Origin of the sequence: Serratia sp. szju, assembly GCF_044594185.1 — a bacterium.
Taxonomy (GTDB): Bacteria; Pseudomonadota; Gammaproteobacteria; order Enterobacterales; family Enterobacteriaceae; genus Serratia; species Serratia bockelmannii.
Map to the genome: position 1 here is coordinate 3,916,510 of NZ_CP172576.1, position 19,011 is coordinate 3,935,520.

General features: G+C 62.3%; 10 protein-coding genes. 7 read left to right on the forward strand and 3 right to left on the reverse strand.

Features of this window, described 5'->3' with window-relative positions:
• Positions 1 to 393: 393 nt before the first annotated feature.
• Both RE418_RS18495 and RE418_RS18500 read left to right on the forward strand, forming a co-directional pair.
• Positions 394 to 1,851 (forward strand): amino acid permease, encoded by a 1,458-nt coding sequence (locus RE418_RS18495; RefSeq protein ID WP_025302876.1) that lies wholly within the window; start codon positions 394 to 396, stop codon positions 1,849 to 1,851.
• A gap of 110 nt (positions 1,852 to 1,961) precedes the next feature.
• A complete protein-coding gene (locus RE418_RS18500) occupies positions 1,962 to 2,582 on the forward strand; it encodes a transcriptional regulator (protein WP_016927684.1) in 621 nt (206 codons plus the stop codon).
• Between the two features lie 67 nt (positions 2,583 to 2,649).
• Here the strand turns inward: RE418_RS18500 and RE418_RS18505 are convergent, their stop codons facing one another.
• A complete protein-coding gene (locus tag RE418_RS18505) occupies positions 2,650 to 3,564 on the reverse strand; it encodes a LysR substrate-binding domain-containing protein (RefSeq protein WP_043137436.1) in 915 nt (304 codons plus the stop codon).
• A 176-nt stretch (positions 3,565 to 3,740) separates the two neighbouring features.
• On the opposite strand from RE418_RS18505, the gene RE418_RS18510 reads away from it, so the two are divergent.
• Positions 3,741 to 4,517: an SDR family NAD(P)-dependent oxidoreductase gene (locus RE418_RS18510; RefSeq protein ID WP_049204054.1), complete on the forward strand. Its 777-nt coding sequence runs from the start codon at positions 3,741 to 3,743 to the stop codon at positions 4,515 to 4,517.
• A 176-nt stretch (positions 4,518 to 4,693) separates the two neighbouring features.
• On the opposite strand, the gene RE418_RS18515 is transcribed toward RE418_RS18510, so the two are convergent.
• On the reverse strand, positions 4,694 to 6,883 hold the full coding sequence (locus RE418_RS18515; protein WP_089180915.1) for a TonB-dependent siderophore receptor: 2,190 nt from the start codon (positions 6,881 to 6,883) through the stop codon (positions 4,694 to 4,696).
• Positions 6,884 to 7,084: 201 nt separating this feature from the next.
• On the opposite strand from RE418_RS18515, the gene fes reads away from it, so the two are divergent.
• The 4 genes from fes to entS are packed head-to-tail and all read left to right on the forward strand — an operon-like array spanning position 7,085 to position 18,550.
• Positions 7,085 to 8,392 (forward strand): enterochelin esterase, encoded by a 1,308-nt coding sequence (gene fes / locus RE418_RS18520; RefSeq protein ID WP_233494393.1) that lies wholly within the window; start codon positions 7,085 to 7,087, stop codon positions 8,390 to 8,392.
• A 29-nt stretch (positions 8,393 to 8,421) separates the two neighbouring features.
• Positions 8,422 to 8,646 (forward strand): MbtH family protein, encoded by a 225-nt coding sequence (locus tag RE418_RS18525; RefSeq protein WP_049295632.1) that lies wholly within the window; start codon positions 8,422 to 8,424, stop codon positions 8,644 to 8,646.
• Between the two features lie 51 nt (positions 8,647 to 8,697).
• Complete coding sequence (locus tag RE418_RS18530; protein ID WP_399675425.1) at positions 8,698 to 17,208, forward strand: amino acid adenylation domain-containing protein; 8,511 nt, start codon at positions 8,698 to 8,700, stop codon at positions 17,206 to 17,208.
• A gap of 58 nt (positions 17,209 to 17,266) precedes the next feature.
• A complete protein-coding gene (gene entS / locus RE418_RS18535; protein ID WP_089180912.1) occupies positions 17,267 to 18,550 on the forward strand; it encodes an enterobactin transporter EntS in 1,284 nt (427 codons plus the stop codon).
• Positions 18,551 to 18,554: 4 nt separating this feature from the next.
• Here the strand turns inward: entS and RE418_RS18540 are convergent, their stop codons facing one another.
• Positions 18,555 to 18,914 (reverse strand): helix-turn-helix domain-containing protein, encoded by a 360-nt coding sequence (locus RE418_RS18540; RefSeq protein ID WP_025302868.1) that lies wholly within the window; start codon positions 18,912 to 18,914, stop codon positions 18,555 to 18,557.
• Positions 18,915 to 19,011: the final 97 nt, after the last annotated feature.

Genomic DNA, 19,011 nt, shown 5'->3' on the forward strand with positions numbered 1-19,011 from the left:
AAAACCCCTTTTTATCTATTTTTCAGAAGCTTGAATGTGATCAAAAAGTTTCATTTTATTTAACTGCCATGTTGACAATGGCATTTCCCCTCGCCAGAGTTAAATTAATGTTAAAACGACTCCGGCGTCGTTTTTTTGTTGCACAAGGGAAAGCATAACTATTTGATATTGTAGTATTTACCCACCACGCTCAGGCTATGTTCGCCAAACGTGGGCGATACGACGGCTCACGAGAGCATTTTCTCGGTACCCATTATTATTACCTCCCTGTTACAACGGGGCGGGCAGCGTTCGGTCTCACTTTTTTGCCGGTTAGAACGCTCACGGGCGTTTCACTCCTGCTGCAGCCGCATATCGGTTGCTTAATCGCCTTAATGACGGACAGGTAACACCATGACAAAAAATCACTGCGATCGGCTGAACCCAGGTTCAGCCGAGGGGCCAAACTGTGCCCAAACCTTGCAGCGCGGGCTGAGCGCGCGCCACATTCAACTGATTTCGATCGGCGGCGCCATCGGCACCGGGCTGTTTATGGGCGCCGGGAAAACCCTCGCGCTGTCGGGCACCTCCATCGTACTGACTTACGCCATCGTCGGCTTTTTCATGTTCATGGTCATGAGGGCGATGGGGGAGTTGCTGCTCACGCGGCTCGATTACCGTTCGTTCGCCGATTTCGTCTCCGAATACCTGGGGCCGCGCGCCAGCTTTTTTCTCGGCTGGTCCTACTGGCTGAGCTGGGTCGTGACCTGCATTGCCGACGTGGTGGTGTGCGGCGGCTACGTGCAGTATTGGCTGCCTAACGTCTCGCCCTGGTTGCCAGCGCTGCTGACGCTGGGGTTTCTGTGTCTGTTCAACATGCTGTCGGTCAAGATGTTCGGCGAAGCCGAATTCTGGTTTGCGATGATCAAGGTGGTGGCGATCGTCGCGTTGATCGCCACCGGCGCCTGGATGGTGTTCAGCGGATGGACCTCGCCGGACGGCGTGACCGCTTCGCTGCATAACGTCACCGATCCCGCCATTTTCATGCCGCACGGCATCTTCGGCTTTTTCGCCGGGTTCCAGATCGCCATTTTCTCCTGTACCGGCATCGAGCTGTTGGGCACGATGTCGGCGGAGACCAAAAACCCGCAGAAGGTGTTGCCGAAGGCGATCAACGCGATCCCGGCGCGCATCATCGTCTTCTACGTGTGCTCGATGCTGACCATTATCGCCGTCACCTCGTGGAGCCACATCTCGCCGGACAGCAGCCCGTTCGTGATGCTGTTCGATCGGGCGGGGCTGCCGGCTGCCGCCGCGGTGATCAACTTCGTGGTGCTGACTTCGGCGATGTCCTCGGCCAACAGCGGGGTGTATTCCAGCACCCGCATGCTGTACAGCCTGTCGATGGAAAAGCACGCCCACGGTCAGTTCCGCATTCTGTCTCGCACCACGGCCATTCCGATCCGCAGCCTGCTGTTTTCCTGCTTCTGCATGGTGGCCGGCACCTTGCTGCTGATACTGGTGCCGAACGTCATGACGCTGTTCACCATCGTCTCTACCGTGGCGGCAATCCTGGTGGTTTACAGCTGGGGCATGATTTTGGTCGCCTACCTGGTGTATCGCCAGAAGCGACCGGATCTGCACGCCGATTCCAATTTCAAAATGCCAGGCGGGGTCGCGATGGCCTGGCTGACGCTGGCATTCTTCGCCTTTACGCTGGTGCTGATGGTGTTCGATAGCGAGACGCTGATCGCGCTGTGCAGCATGCCGCTGTGGTTTACCACGCTCGGGCTGATCTGGCGCTATCGGGTCCGCGACAGCGTGGCGCGCGAGAGCTACGTGTTTTATCGGCGTGGCGCCGAGGCGGAATAACCGGCAAAGGATACGCCGCTTGCCGCCGCTCCACTCGGCAAGCGGCGGCAACTGCGGTATGCTAAGCGGCTGAACAGCAAACCAAACCGGGCCATACGGAGACCCCCAGCGTGCCGAACTCTTCTTCTCAACTCGAACTTTTGCGCTCGGTCGCTGACGGCATCGCGGCGCTGTTTTTCCCGAATGCGGAAGTGGTGATCCACGATCTGGCCACCAACAAAATTGCCTATCTGGCGAACAACCTGTCAAAGCGTAAACCGGGCGACGACGCCGGGCTGGAAGACTTCGAGCTCGATGGCGGCGCCGGCGTGACCGGCCCCTATGAGAAGCTGAACTGGGACGGCAAAAAGATGCGTTCGGTGAGCATTGCCGCACGCGACGAACAGGGCAAGCCCAGCTATCTGCTGTGCATCAACCTGAGCACCGCGATGTTCGAGGACGCCCGCAACGCGCTGGACATGTTCCTGTCGGTCACGCGATTGCAACCTCAGCCACAAGAGCTGTTCAAAGACGACTGGCAGGAGAAGATCAACACTTTCCTGCACGATTGGCTGCGGCGCGAAAACGCCGCGCTCGGCGCGCTGAGCCGCGAACAAAAACGGCGACTGGTCAGCGATCTCTACCATCAGGGCGCGTTCAAGGCCAAAAGCGCCGCGGACTACATCGCCAACGTGCTGTCGATGGGGCGCGCCACGGTGTACAAGCACTTGCGGGAATTGAAGCAGGAGTAAAGGCGGCGGGAAAGGGCACGACGCCCCAGGGCGAATGCCGAGGTAGCGCAATAGCTGCGATGATCGTTTATGAACGGTCTGAGACGACGTCCTGAAGAAGCCAGTCGTGGAAAATTTTCACTTCATCACGCATGACATGTTGCTGCGGGGTGACCAGATAGTAGGACCATCTAAGTGGCCAGCGATGGTCGGGATGGAGATGAACCAACTGCCCGGTCTCGATAAGCTGCTTTACCAGAGCGTTTCGAACGATGGCCACGCCCCTGCCGCTCAGCGCCGACAGGATCACTGCTGAAGTAGAATTGATATGCAGCCCGCTTTCCCGCGTTTCGGGCGCACCGACCGCTCTCAGTACATCACCCCATGATGGAAAATCGGCACCAGGATGCGGCGTGTCATCGTGAATGAGTTTTTGCGTGGCGAGCCATTCACTGCAGGCCATTTTCTCGGGGGGAGCCAGGCGTGGACTGCAGACCAGCACGGCTTCCTCATCCATTAGCCAGGTTTTACTCACGCCGGGCCACTCTCCCTGTCCACAGCGAATGCCGATATCTGCCTCGCCATACGACACGTCCATCAGCTTTTCCGTGACGTTAAGCCGCAGATCGATATTCTCATGCGTTTCCGCAAACCGGTTCAGGCGGTCCATCAGCCAGTTCATCATCAGTACCTGGGACGCCGTCACCACGACCACCGAGCGTGACCGGCGACCACGAAGCTTACTTAAACCGGTTTCCAGTTTATCGAGACCTTGAGTGATATCTTGTAGGGCCTCCTGCGCTTCGTCTACCAGCGTCAGTCGCTCCTTGCCGGAGCGGGTGCGGTGAAGAAGCGGGTGTCCGACCCAGTCTTCCAGCGAACGGACCAACTGACCTACGGCGGCGGGTGTGACACCCAGCTCCTGCGCCGCGCCGGTAAAACTGCCATGCCTGGCGGTGGCTTCAAAAGCGTGCAGCCATTTAAGTCGGTTTAACGATCGCATTGTGATCATCCTGATTCATTCTTTTCCTCAGTATACGCCGGCGAGAAAGATTTTCTTTCCTGTGTCGCAATTTCTTCTCAGTCGTCAATCGGTTTTCAGGGTGGCAATCTGGTTTCACACGATGAGAAGCCAGGCTTCTTATTAATGACAACCAGATGAATGTAAAGAGGTTAGCGATGAATACATCTTTTGCTGGCAAAAAACTGTTAGTGGTCGGCGGTACAAGCGGTATGGGCTTCGAAACGGCGAAGCGGGTCCTGAAAAGCGGCGGCAGCGTGGTGCTTGTTGGCCATCGTCAGGACAAAGCCGAGCAGGCCCGTCAGGCGCTGGCTGCAGACGGCCAGGTTTCCGTCATCGTTGCAGACCTGATGAAAGAAGAAGGTCTGCAGCATGTAGTGAACATCATTAACGCCGAACACAAAGATATCAGCCTGCTGGTCAATGCGGCTGGCGTGTTCTTCCCGAAACCGTTTACAGAACATGAAGCGTCAGACTATGACATGTACATGAGCATTAACCGCGCCACGTTTTTTATCACCCGCGACGTAGTGCGCAATATGGTCGAGGCCGATATCAAAGGCGCTATCGTCAATATTGGCTCTATGTGGGCACGACAGGCCATCGGTGCCACACCGTCTTCAGCCTACTCAATGGCCAAAGCCGGTCTGCACGCGCTGACCAAAAACCTGGCTATTGAACTGGGTGAAAAAGGGATCCGTGTGAATGCGGTTTCTCCAGCTGTCGTTCACACGCCGATTTATGAGGGCTTCATTCCGAAAGACGACGTGAAGGATGTGATGAACAGCTTCGACAGCTTTCATCCGATCGGACGCGTGGGTTCACCGGTCGACATCGCGGAAACCATCACTTTCCTGCTTTCTGACAAGACTGGCTGGGTGACCGGCGCTATCTGGGATATCGATGGCGGCGTGATGGCGGGGCGTAACGCCTGATGACCATGCCGCACGAGTTAACCCGCGTGCGGCATGGGGATTGGACAAAGGCGTGGGTTGCAAGGGGCAGCATCTTACGGCCCCTTGCTCATTTTCATTTATCGCCCGAAAACGTCATCAATACCTTCAGAAAAACGCTAACTGACAAACATTACGATGTTGGCCACCCCTTTTTGTTACCAGCGGTAGTTGACCGAAGCGATGATGCTGCGGCCGCTGCCGTAGAAGCAGGCGTACTCGCCGCTGCAGGATGAGACGTATTTCTTGTCCGTCAGGTTCTGCACGTTGAGCTGGAGCGCCGCACCGCGCAGCGCCGACGAAGCCTGGCCGAGGTCATATTTCACCATGGCATCGTACAGCGTGTAGTGCGGCACGTCGTACTGGCCGGTGGCGTCGGCCGGCGCATCGCCGATGTAACGCACGCCGCTGCCGACGGTCAGGCCGTTCAGCGCACCGCTCAGGACGCTGTAGCTGCCCCAGGCGGAGGCCGCGTGGCGCGGGATGCCCGCCGGGCTGTGGCCAATTTCATCCGCCGAGTTGGAGTCTTTGGTCACTACGTCGGTGTAGGTATAAGCGGCGGTCAGCGTGATCTCCGGCGTAGGCTGAGCGTGTACTTCCGCCTCAATCCCTTTGGATTTCACCTCACCGATCTGCTCGTAGGCGGAGGTGAGACGGTTATAAGACGCCACATTGCGCTGGGTAATGTCGAACCAGGAGAGGGTCAGTAGGGTGTTGCCGCCCGGGATCTGGTACTTCACGCCCACCTCGGTTTGCTTGCCGGTGGTCGGCTTGAGCGGATCGGCGCCCGCGGCACTTGGGTACAGGTTAGGATCGAACGAGGTACTGTAGCTGACATACGGTGAAATGCCGTTGTCGAAGGCGTAGAGCAGGCCCGCGCGGCCGGTGAACTGGGCATCGTTATAGGTCTGCTCTTTGCCGCCGCTGGTGCGATCGCGGGTGTTGACCTGCGACCAGTCCTGACGGCCGGACAGCAGCAGGTTCCAGTTATTCCACTCCAGCTGGTCCTGCAGATACACCCCGACCTGATTCAGCGTCTTCAAATCGCTGGAAACCAGCGCCAACGTGCTGCCATCGATGCTGGGGCGAACCGGGTTGGCCCAGTCGATCGGGTAATCGTTACCGCGATCGCGATACATCTTCGAATCGATATGGCTGTAGCGGTAATCCAACCCGCCCAGCACCGTGTGCTTCACCTCGCCGGTGTCGAACAAACCCTTCAGCTGGTTATCCACGCCAAACTCGTTGGTCATCTGCGATTCATGCTGCGCCATGCGGGTGACGGTGTGGTCGTTGACCGTCGAGTTTACGTTATAAACCAGATATTTATAGTCTTCATCACGGTGGGTGAAGCGCAGGTTCTGGGTAAACGACAGCGCATCGCTGAAGTTATGCTCGAGGCTGTAGCCGATCGACGCCTGCTCGCGCCGCGACTTGTTGAAGCTGGGTTCGCTGACGTTGAAGTCGTAAGGCACGTAGCCCGCGCTGGTCGGGAACAGCGTGCCGGAACGCGGCAGGAAGTTACGCGATCCGGCTTTCGGATCGTTCTGGTAACTGGTCAGCAACGTAAAGCTGGTATCTTCGTTCGGCAGCCAGGTGAAGGCCGGGGCGATGGCCACCCGTTGCTGCTTGCTGTCTTTGACAAACTCATGTTCGGTTCGGGCGATACCGTTCAGGCGATAGAACAGGGTGTTGTCGTCGTTGAGCTTGCCGCCAAAATCAAACGCCGTTTCCGCCAGATGGCGGTTGCCGGTGCTGAATTTCACCTCGTGAATGCTCTGGGCGGTAGGGCGCTTGCTGGTCATCACCACCACGCCGCCGGGGCTGACCTGGCCGTACAGCACGCCGGCCGGGCCGTGCACCATCTCCACACGCTCCAGCAACCAGGGATCGATCTGCCCGGCGCCGCCGTTTTGGCTCGAGAGGCCAAAGTGCAGACCGTCGAGCAGCTTGGGTGCATAGCGGAAGCCGCGGCTGATCACTTCGTCATTGCGGTTGGAGTTGCCGCGGTAGGTGGTGATCACCCCGCTGGTGTAGTTCAGCGCGTCGGCGACCGACGCCGGCTCCTGATCGTTCATCTGCTCGCGCGTGACCACCGAGATGGACTGCGGCGTCTTGCGCAGAGGGGTGGCGGTTTTGGTGCCGGCAGCGCTCTCTTTGGCGACGATCCCTTTGACCGGTGCGGTCACGCTGTTTTGCGCGTCGGCGGTCACCAAAATCGTTTCGTCCGCTGCGGCGGACGCGTGTTGCGCCAAGGGCAGTAAGGCCAGCGCCGATCCCAGCAACAGACGCTTGGCGGACATCGCCTCCGCACTTCCGTTTGCTATCCCTTTGTTTTTAATCTTCATTATCTCTCCTGAATACCTACTTTTGTGTGTCATGCCACCCTGATAAACCCCGAAATGCCGACAAGCGGTCTTGTCCCGTCGACGTGGAGACGTCGTGTTTGCACGACGGTAAAAATCCGACAAATAGTATTGAAAATGATAATGAGTATCAATACGATTGTCAGGTTTTGTAAAAGACACTCATGTTATGTAAGGGGCGCTATGGAGTTTTTGCCGGAAAAGAGGCCAGAAAACGGTCGTGAGGGATTGGCGGCGCAGTGGCTGCGTGAAGAGGCGGCAGGGCAATCCGCGTGGTGGCAGAAGGTTGCCGCTCACGGCACACCCGTGGTCGAACCGCACGATGACAGCCACGTCAAAATGACCTGGCTGTGGCGCGATCCCGACGGCGATGAACGGCACTCGCCGATATGCCGCGTTTACGCCGATATCAACGGCATTACCGATCACCACAGCACGTCCCCCAGCAGCCTGACCCGGCTCCCCGGCACCGACGTTTGGTACGGCGCGGTCGTTATCGATCGCCGCTGGCGCGGCAGCTACAGCCTGATCCCCATTACCGACCGGGATCTTCCCCCCGTCTTTAGCGACGACGAAACGTTGCGCGATCGCCAACAGCGCGCCTGGTGGGTATCGCTGTTCCCGTTGGCGATTGCCGATCCGCTGAATCGTCTCTCGTTGGGACCGTCTCATCGCCCGCGGCCCGTATCCCTGGCGCAAGGGCCGGATGCCGACGATCAAAGCGCCTGGCAGGCCGCCGATCGGCCATTGGAGGAGGCGCGGCTGCAGCTTTTCCAGTGGCAGAGCGAACGGCTGGATAACCAGCGGCGAGTTTGGCTGTATGCCAGCGGCGACGCGGCGATGAAAGCGAATCGCCCGCTGGTGCTGCTGCTCGATGGCCAAAACTGGATCGAAAAGCACGCGCTGTTGCCGGTGATCGAGCACGAAACCGCACAAGGGCACCTGCCGGCCGCATGTTGGCTGCTGATCGATGCGATCGACGGCGAACACCGGGAAAACGAGCTGCCTTGCAACGCCGCGTTTTGGCAGGCGGTGATCGACGAACTGTTGCCGCAGGCGCAGCGGCGCGAACCGTTCAGCGAGGCAGGGGCGCGCACCGTCGTCGCCGGCCAGAGCTACGGCGGGCTGGCGGCGTTATATGCCGGTTTGCACTGGCCAGAGCGCTTCGGCCACGTGCTGAGCCAGTCCGGCTCCTTCTGGTGGCCTACGGTGCAATTCGTTACCCAGTTCGAAAAACGCCACGAGCTGGAAGAAGGCTGGCTGATACGCCAGGTTCGGCAACGCAACCCGGCGGCGCCCAAGCTCACCGTGATTCAGCAAGCCGGCGATCGGGAGGCGGACATCGAATTCGTTAATCGCCAGATGCATCAGGCGCTGGCGGCGGCAGGGCACCGCGCCGAATACCGCGTGTTTTCCGGCGGACATGATGCGCTCTGCTGGCGTGGCGGCCTGGTGGACGGCGTGCGCCAGCTGCTTTCCGCAATGAAGTAATCCCACATTTTGACAGACAGGTAAGGCAAATGACTCAGGAACAACAGAACCCGTTCGATGACGAAAATCTCCGTTTCTCCGTGCTGATCAACGCGCAACAGCAGTACTCGCTGTGGCCGCAGTTTGCCGATACGCCGCAGGGGTGGCGCGTGCTGATGGGGCCGGCGTCGCGCGGCGAATGCATCGACTACATCGAAACGCACTGGCAGGACATGCGGCCGGCGGCGCTGAAAGCGGCGGATGCGGCGCGTTAAGCGCCAGGCAGCCACATCGATACATTCCGTTTGAGGGAAAGGACAGACACCATGTCAGAAACGCTTTCTTTACCGGATACTCAGGTCGAGTATCGGGATTATCCGCTGGTTGCGGCGCAACCGGGGATCTGGATCGCCGACCAAATCGCGCTGCGGCGCAACAGCTTCGCCGTGGCGCACTACACCGAATTGCACGGCGCTATCGATCGTTCGGCGCTGGAGCGCGCGATCCGTCAGGGGCTGGCCGAAGCGGATACGGTTCAGGCGCGGTTCTTTGAGGCGCAGGACGGCCAGCCGGTGCAGCGTCTCCCGTTGATAGCCGACCCTGCGCGCGTACAGGCGCCGGAGTGGTTCGATTTCAGCGCGCAGCCGGACGCCGAACAGGCGGCGCTGGCGCTGATGAACGACGATCTGGCGCAGGATTTGCCTGCGGACGGCGAACGGTCGCTTTATCGCCATGCGATAATCCGCGTCAGCGCCGATCGTTGGTTTTGGTACCAGCGCTTTCATCATCTGACCCTGGACGGCTTCAGTTTCGAAGCCATCACCCGCCGGATCGCCGATATCTATCGCGCGCTGCGCCACGGGCTGTCGCCGGTGGCCTCGCCGTTTACCCCGTTCGGCAAGGTAGTGGAAGAGTTTCAGCAATGGCAAACGTCGCCCGCACGTGAGCGGGCGGCCGAATTCTGGCGCCAGCATCTGCGCGAACTGCCGTCGCCGCTGTCATTATCGACGGAAAGCCGGGAGGTTGAACCGGGCGCCCGGCCGCTCAAACAGGTGCTGGTGCTGCCGGAGTCACTGTTTGACGAAGCGCTGCGCGACGACGAGTTGCAGGCGCTGCAACCGGCCGACATCGTCACGGCGGCGCTGGCGATGTATCTGGCGCGCATGAGCGGCGAAACCCGCTTCTCAGTCGGTTTTCCTTTCATGCGGCGGATGGGGTCGCAGGCGCTGGCGGCGGTCGGCCCGGTGGTCAACGTGCTGCCGCTGCTGCTGAACGTGACGCCGGAGCTGTCGCTGGCGGACGTCTGCCAGGCGACCGTAGCGCAGATCAAACAGGCGCGCCGCCATCAACGCTATGAGGCGGAGCAGATCAAGCGCGATCTCGGCCTGGTCGGTGGCCATCAGGAACTGTACGGGCCGGTGATCAACGTCAAGGTCTACCACAGCGCCTTGTCGTTCGACGGCCAAGCGGCCGTTACCCATACGCTGGCGATGGGGCCGGTCGATGACCTGGAGTTTGAGATCGGCTTTCGCAACGGCGTGCTGACGCTGTCTTTGGTGGCCAACCCGGCCAAATACTCGCCGCGCACCTTGCATCATCACGCGGAGCGCATCGGCCATTGGCTGCAGCAGTTGGCGCGACAGCCGCACCAGCCGAACGCTCAACTGGCGCTGATCGGCGAAGGGGAGCTAAGGCAACTCGCGGCCTGGGGGCGCGGCGCCGATCTGACGCCGCCGACGGGCATGGTGTCAATCTTGGATGCGTTCCAGCGCCAGGTTGAACGCCAGCCTGAGGCATTGGCGGTGGCCTGCGGCGACGAGCGCCTCAGCTACCGGCAGCTCTCCGAACGGGTGATGCAGTTGGGGCGAGTGCTAATCGAAAGCGGCATCGGCGCTGAAGACGTGGTTGCCATCGGCATTCCGCGCTCGGTGGACACGCTGGTCGCGCTGTTCGGCGTGTTGGCCAGCGGCGCGGCCTATATGCCGCTCGATCTGGATTACCCGCGTGAACGCCTGGCGCTGATGTGCGACGACGCGCGGCCGGTAATGTTGCTGACCCACCGCGCGACGCAGCTCAATATGCCGGATCTGCCGCAGGTATTGTGCCTGGACGACGCAGCGTGCCTGGCGCGCTGCGCGGCTGCCGAGGCCACGCCGATAACGGACGACGAACGGCGTGCGCCGCTGAACGAGGCGCATCTGGCCTATATGATTTACACCTCCGGTTCGACCGGCAAACCCAAGGGCGTGATGTCCACGCACCGCGGGCTGCTGAACCTGTTCCTGTCGCACCAGGCCTCTCTGTTTGGCCCGGCGATCGAAAAATTCCAGGCTCGCCACGCGCGCCGCTTGCGCGCCGGCCATACCGCCTCGTTTTCTTTCGACTCCTCCTGGGAACCGCTGTTCTGCATGATGATGGGCAGCGAACTGGTTATCTTCGACGAGGAGCTGCGCCGCGACCCCTGGGCGCTTCTGGAACAAACCCAACAGACGCCGATCGATCTGCTGGACATCACGCCGTCGTTCTTCTCACAACTGGTGGACTGCGGCCTGCTGAAGGGGCAGTTCCCGCTGCCGGCGTTCGTGATGATCGGCGGTGAGGCGGCAACGCCGACGCTGTGGAACCTGATGCAGCAGCATCCGGAGGTGGAGATCCACAACTATTACGGCCCGTCAGAATATACCGTCGATACCCTCGGCGCGCCGGTCACGGCCGCCGATCAGCCGGTGATCGGGCGTCCCCTCGCCAATACCGCCGTCTGGCTGCTCGACAGCCGGCTGCAGCCGGTGCCGATCGGCGCGGCGGGCGAGCTGTACATTTCCGGCAAAGGCATCGCGCGCGGTTACCTGCGGCGCCCGGATCTGACGGCGGCGCGCTTTGTCGCCAACCCGTTCGCCGAAGGCGAGGTGATGTACCGCAGCGGCGATCTGATGCGCTGGAGCGCGGAGGGTCAGCTGGTATTCATTGGCCGGACCGATCACCAAATCAAGGTGCGCGGCTTCCGCGTCGAGCTGGGTGAGGTGGAAAGCGCCTTGGCCGCCTTGCCGGACGTGGGGCGGGCGGTGGTGATCGCCGAGCCGATCGGCGCCACCTATCGTTTGATCGGTTACTGCTCGGTGCAGGATGACGCGCGTCGCGCTTCGCCAACGTTGCAAAGCGAGCTGCTGGGGCAATTGGCGCAGCGTCTGCCGGATTATATGGTGCCGGCGATCCTGGTGGTGATGCCGGAGCTGCCGCTTAACGTGAATGGCAAGATTGACCGCCAGGCGCTGCCAAAACCGCAGGAGACGCTGGCGCAAAGCATTCGCGAGCCGGCCACCGAGCAGGAAAGGCTGATTTGCGGCGCCATGGCGCAGCTGCTGGGGATGGATCGCGTCGGCGCCGACGACGATTTCTTCGCGCTCGGCGGCGACAGCATCTCGGCGATGGGGCTGGGTACCGCCCTGCGGCGCAAAGGGTATCTGTTGCGGCCGCGCGAGATCTTCGCGCTGCACACCCCCGCGCGCATGGCGCAGGCGATGCAGCCGCTGGCCGTAGACTCTCAGGCTGCACGCAGCGTACAGCAAGGCCCGATCGACGGGCTGCCGATCCTGCACTGGTTTGCCGAGACGGGCGATATGCATCGCCGCTTCGCGCACGGCGTTTTCCTGCGTGTACCTGCCGAGCTGCAGCCGCAACAGCTGCGTTATGCGTTGGAACAGCTGCACACGGCACACCCGGCGCTGGGCGCGCGGATCCGCGACGGTCAGTTGGTGGTTGAAACCGCCGCCGCCGGTGAGCTGATGCAGGTTAATACCGTGTCCGGTGAGCTGGAATCAGCGGCAGAACAGGCGTTTGATGCCGCGCTTGACCATCTCGATCCGGCGGCCGGCGCCATGATGCAAGCCATCCTGCTGCAGCGCGACGAGCAGAGCCTGGGGCTGGTGCTGGCGATCCACCATCTGGTGGTCGACGGCGTTTCCTGGCGCATCTTGCTCGACGAACTGCGGCAAGTGGCCGACAGCGCCATGCAGGGGCAGCCGATCATGCTGCCGCCGGAAGAAACCTCGCTCTATGAGTGGTCTGCACGCCTACGAGCCGACGTCGAACGCCGCGAAGCCGAGCTGCCGTTCTGGCGGCAGATGCTGGCGGACGACGTGCCGCGTTTGGGCCGGCGCGCGCTGGATCCGCAGACCGATCGCCTCGCCTCGGTGAGCGAACGGCGCACGCTGATCGACAGCCGGCTGACCGCCGCGTTGCTCGGCACCTTGCCGCAGAACTATCGCGCCCAGGTTGAAGAGATCATGCTGTGCGCGCTGGCTCAGGCCTGTCGCCAGCGTTTCCAGGCCGCTTCGCTGCGTTTCTCTCTGGAGTCGCACGGCCGCGCCGAACTGGACGACGGCCTCGATCTGGCCCGCACCGTCGGCTGGCTGACGGCGGAGTATCCGCTGCGCATCGAACTGCATGACGCTGAGCACAATGAGGCCGTGCGCGCGGTGAAACGGGCGACGCGTGCGGTAGCCGATCGCGGCATCGGTTACGGCCAGCTGCGTTATCTGCATCCGCGGCGTGACGAACTGGCGGCGCTGGCGCAGCGCAATGCGCCGGAGATTTTATTCAACTACCTCGGGCGCTTCAGCCAGGACGAGGGGAACTGGGCGCCGCAACGCAGCCAAACCCGCTTCCGCGACGCCTTCGCCGTGGCGCAGGATGCGCAGCAGGCGCTGTCGTATGGCCTGGAGGTGAATATCTTTGTCGAAGAGCGGCGCGACGGCGCCTGCCTGGCGATCAACTGGAGCTGGCTGGAGGGGATTTTCAGCGAGAGCGACATTACGCAGCTGCACAGCGACATCGAGCAAGCGGTGCGTGCACTGTGCGAATTTGCCGAACGGCATCCCGATCGCGCGGCGGCAACGTTGGTGGCGGCCGAGATCGCCCAGCCGGGCGCCGACGATGAGGCGGTGCGCGCCTGGGAGCGGGAGTGCGGGCCGTTAGCCGCGGCGCTGCCGCTGTTGCCGTTGCAACACGGCCTGCTGTTCCATGCACAGACGGCGCAGCAGGGCGGCAGCTATAACTCGCTGACGCGCCTGAGCCTCTGCGGAGAATTGGACGTACATCGCCTTCAGCAGGCGCTGGATGCGGTGATCCGCCGCCATCCGCAGCTGGCCACCCGATTCAACCGCGAGGGCGAACCGCTGCAGCTGATACCGCAGGAAAGCCATTGGCCGCTGGACAGCCACAGGCTGCTGCCGCTGTCCGACGAGCAAGAAATGCAGGCGCTGAATGAGCTGGAGCAGAAAGAGCTGCAGCGCGATCTGTTCAACCAGCCGGGCGCAATGTTGCATGCGCTGTGGGTCAAACACGGCGATAGCGAACGCCACACGCTGTTCCTCAATGCCCATCACTTGATCGTCGACGGCTGGTCGACGCCGGTAGTGCTCAACGATCTGATGCTGGCCTTGCGTGAAGGCGAGCAGGCGCTGCCGACGCTGCGTTCGAACTACGCCGATATCGTGCGCCGCCTGACCGCGCGGGATGCTGAAGCTTCGCGCCGCATCTGGCGTGATACGCTGCAGGATGTGCGCCCAACGTTGCTGTTCGGTGAAGTGCAGGACGATCGCGTGCATGAGCTGGAAATGACGCTGCCGCCGGCCGAGGAAAGACGCTTGCTGACCCTGTGCCGCGAACGCGGGTTGACGCTCAATACCGTGATGCAGGGCATTTGGGCGCTGCAGCTGGCCAGCTATTGCGGCCATCAGGACGTGGTGTTCGGCTCGCCGGTTTCCGGCCGCTTTGGCCAGATAGAAGGGGTCGAGGAACACGTTGGCCTATTCAGCAACACGCTGCCGGTGCGGGTTCGTCTGCAGCATGACCGTTCGTTGACGGAACAGCTGACCGAACTGCAGCACCGGCAGATTGAACTGCTGGAGCACGACGATTTGGGGTTGGGGGAGATCCAGCACCTGGCCGGGGCGGGCACGCTGTTCGATACGCTGTTGGTGGTAGAGAACTACCCGGACAACGACGCTCTGCTGGGCGGCGAAGGGTCGCTGCGCTGCGACGCCATCCGCAACAAAGGCTATACCCACTATCCGCTGACGCTGTTGGTGCTGCCGGGCGAACGTCTGCGCCTGTTGATGGAGTACCGCGCCTCGGTGCCGCAGCCTGAGCGCTTCGCCGCGCGGCTGATGGCGCTGCTGCAACAGTGGATCGCCCAGCCGGATCTGCCGCTGCCGCGCTGGCAGTTGCAAATCCCGCAGGAGCAGGCGCTGATCGCGGCGGTCAACCGCACTGGACAGGCGGTGGCGGACACCACCTTGCATCAGGCGATCGCCGATCAAGCGCGGCGCACGCCGGAACGCATCGCGCTGCAGGATGCCGGGCACAGCCTCAGCTACCGTGACATGCAGCGCCAGGCCGCGCTGTTGGCCGAGCGGCTGACGGCGGCCGGCATTCAGCCGGGCGATATTGTCGCGGTGGCGTTACCACGCTCCGTGCGACTCAGCCTGGCGCTGACGGCGATTGTGCAGACCGGCGCCGCCTGGTTGCCGCTGGACACCGGCTACCCGGACGAGCGGCTGGCCTACATGGTGGAGGACGCCAAGCCACGGTTGATTATCACCGAAAGCGCGTTGGACGCCCGCTTTGCCGCACTGGCGCCGACGCTGCGGTTCGATGTGCTGGACGACAGCGGGCGCGAACCGGCGCCGCGCCCACCGGCGGGGAGCGGCGATCATCCCGCCTACGTGCTGTATACCTCAGGCTCTACCGGGCGGCCGAAAGGTGTGGTGGTGAACCACCGGGCGATCGTCAACCGCCTGTTCTGGATGCAGCACGAGTATGCGCTCGATGCGCGGGACGTGGTCTTGCAGAAAACGCCGTGCAGCTTCGACGTTTCCGTCTGGGAGTTCTTCTGGCCGCTGATGGTCGGCGCGCGTCTGGTGATGGCGCCGCCGGAGGCGCACCGCGATCCGCAGGCGCTGACGACGTTGATTGACGACTATGGGGTGACCACGCTGCATTTCGTTCCATCCATGTTGGCTATCTGGGTGGAGGCCTTGAACGAGCGGGCGCCACAGCGCGCCGCCGCCAGCCTGAAACGCGTGTTCTGCAGCGGCGAAGCGCTGTCGTGTGAACTGGCTTCCCGCTATCAGGCGTTGGTTACCGCACCGCTGCACAACCTGTATGGCCCGACGGAGGCGGCGGTCGATGTCACCTATCAACCGGCGTCCGGCGCGGCATTGGCGGCGGTGAACGGCGCCGGCGTGCCGATCGGCAAACCGGTCTGGAACACCCAACTGAGCATTCTCGACGCCATGCTGCGGCCGGTGCCCGTCGGCTGCGCCGGCGATCTCTACCTGCGCGGCATTCAGCTGGCCGATGGCTATCTGCATCGGCCGGGATTGACGGCGCAGCGGTTTGTCGCCGATCCCGCCGGCAACGGCGCGCGCATGTATCGCACCGGCGATATCGCCCGCTGGCTGGAAGACGGCAGCGTCGAGTATTTGGGCCGCAGCGACGATCAGCTGAAGATCCGTGGCCAGCGTATCGAGCTGGGTGAAATCGAGCAGGCGCTGCTGGCGCAGCCGGGGGTAGCGCAAGCGGCGGTGCACGCCATCGAACTGGGCGAGGGCGCGACGGGGCTGGGCGGGGCCGATATGCGCCAACTGGTTGCCTGGCTGATCGCCCAACCGGGCGTGACGCTGGATACCGGCGCTCTGCATCAGGCGCTGGAGCAACGTTTGCCGGCGCACATGATGCCGGTCAGCTATGTCATGACCGACAGCTTCCCGCTCAGTGCCAGCGGCAAACTGGATCGCAAGGCATTGCCACGGCCGCAGCTGAGCCACCAGAGCGGCCGCACGCCGGAGAGCGACAGCGAGCGCCTGCTGGCAGCGCTGTTCGGGGAACTGCTGGGGCGTGAGACGGTGTATGCCGACGACGACTTCTTCGCGCTGGGCGGCCATTCGCTGCTGGCGATGCGTCTGGCGGCGGAACTGCGTCGGCGCGTCCCTCGGCCACTGAGCGTCGGGCAGATCATGTTTGCCCGTAGCCTAGAGAAGATGGCGCACCTGCTCGATGACGCGCAGGCCGCCAACTCGGCCGAGAGCCGTGGCGTCGGCGAGTGCCTGCAGCTGCGGGCGGGTCAAGGCCCCGCGCTGTTCTGCCTGCATCCGGCTTCCGGTTTCGCCTGGCAGTACTCGGGGCTGAGCCGTTATCTGCCGGGGAACTACCCGATCATCGGCCTACAGTCGCCAAGGCCGGATGGCGCTATCGCCACCTGCGAGGACATTGAGCAGATGGTCGATCGTCATCTGGCCAATCTGCGCCGCCTGCAGCCGCAGGGACCTTATTACCTGCTGGGCTATTCGCTCGGCGGCACGCTGGCACACTCGATGGCCGCGCGCCTGCAGCAGCAGGGTGAAGAGGTGGCGTTCCTCGGCATGCTGGATACCTATCCGCCGGAAGGCCAGGATTGGACCGGCCCCAGCGAGGAGGACGCGCAGAAAGAGGTGGCACAGGAACAGGCCGAGTTTATGGCGGAAGATCATGGCGATCCGGCGCTGATGGCGGAGAAGGCGGCGATGTTCGACAGCATCGTCGCCAACTACCGCGACGCGGTGCGCATTCTGTCTCAGGCGCGCAGCCGGCGCTTCCACGGCACGGCAACGCTGTTTGTCGCCGACCAGACGCTACCGCCGGAGATGGATATCGACGCCGTGTGGGCGCCGTATCTGGATGGATTGATCTGCCATCATCAGCGCTGCGAACACGCGGACATTCTGTCGCCGGTTTCGCTGGAAACGCTTGGGCCGCTGTTGCATTCGCTGCTGACGCGGCAATACGGGTTGGTATAACGCAACCGGGCCGGGGGGCGTGCGTCCCGGCCCGTACAAAAACATTATGCAGGACACTATGGCCAGACCTTCTTTTTTTCTTGATTTCAGTTTGCTGAGAAGCAATGCGCATTTCCGCGCGATTTTCTGCGCCCGCATGCTGTCGGTGTTTTCCCTCGGCATGTTGGCGGTAGGGGTGCCGATTCAGATCCAGGCGATGACTGGCTCCACCTTGCAGGTGGGCGTGGCGGTGGCGCTGGACGGGGTGGGCATGTTTATCGGCCTGATGCTGGGCGGGGTGCTGGCCGATCGCTACGATCGCCGCAAGCTTATCCTGTTTGCGCGCGGCACCTGCGGGCTGGGTTTTGTCGCCCTGAGCCTGAACGCCTTCGCCCCGGCACCGTCGTTGTGGGCGCTCTACCTGCTGGCGGCCTGGGACGGCTTCTTCGGCGCGCTGGGTATGACGGCGCTGATGGCCGTGATCCCGCTGCTGGTCGGGCGTGAAAACCTGGCGGCGGCAGGGGCCTTGAGCATGGTGACGGTGCGCATCGGCGCGATCCTCGCACCGGCGCTGGGCGGGATTATCATCGTGTTCGGGGGTGTCGGTCTCGCCTTCGCCGTCGCGGCGGCAGGGACGCTGGGCACCCTGGTCCCGCTGGTGCGCTTGCCGACGCTGCTGCCGCAGCTGCAGGAGCCGGAACACCCGCTGCGCGCGCTCGCCAGCGGCTTCCAGTTTGTCTGGCGCAATAAGGTGGTCGGCTCGGTGGTGCTGCTGGGGATGCTGATGAGCATCGTCGGCGCCGTCAGGGTGCTGTTCCCGGCGCTGGCGCAGGACGCTTACCACGTTGGCGCGTCCTCTATCGGCCTGATGTACTCCGCGGTGCCGCTCGGTGCGATGCTGGGCGCGCTGACCAGCGGCTGGGTGGGGCGATACGCTCGCCCTGGCGTGCTGATCCTGATCGCCGCTATCGTCGCGTTCACCGCCATCGCGTCACTGGGGCTGTTCAGCCACCTGGCGCCGGCGCTGCTGGCGCTGGTGTGCTACGGCTACGCCAACGCTATCGCCTCACTTCTGCAGTTCATGCTGATCCAGAGCAATACGCCGGATCATTTGCTGGGACGGGTGAACAGCCTCGGCACCGCGCAGGACGTAACCGGCGACTCGATCGGTGCGCTGGGGCTCGGCGTACTGGGCAGGGTGTTCACCCCGTTGATGAGCGTGCTGTCGTTTGGTGCATTCGCCGCCTTGTTGGGCGTGCTGGTGGCTTTCAGCGTACGCACGCTGCGCCAGTGCCAGCCGGCGGACGCGTTGGTTGAGCACGACGATCCCGCTCCGGCAACCTCAGCGGCGGCGGACAACTAACCCCTCAGGGCACCGGCTGTTCCGGCCGGTGCTGTTCCCCCCAGTTACACATCATGTCGATCACCGGGATCAGCGAACGCCCGCGTTCGGACAGGCTGTACTCCACCTTGGGCGGGATCTGCGGATACTCCTTTCTCACCACCAGGCGATCTTTTTCCAGCTCTTTCAGCGTCGAACTCAGCGTTTTGTACGAAATGGTGCCGATGCAGCGCTGCAGCTCGTTGAACCGCAATACTGGCTTATACAGCGCCAGCCAGTAGAGAATAATCATTTTATATTTGCCGTTGATCACCGACAGGGTGTAGCCATAGCCGGTGTCTTCGAGACTGATGCCCGTTGGGCTGCAGTGAGATTCGGCGGTCATTTTATACTTTCTCCAAGGTAAGTATGTGTCGTGAGTGTGCGTATTTTACATTCTGTCAGCATACCCTAAGATGCGTCGAAACACCTGACTGGAGAAA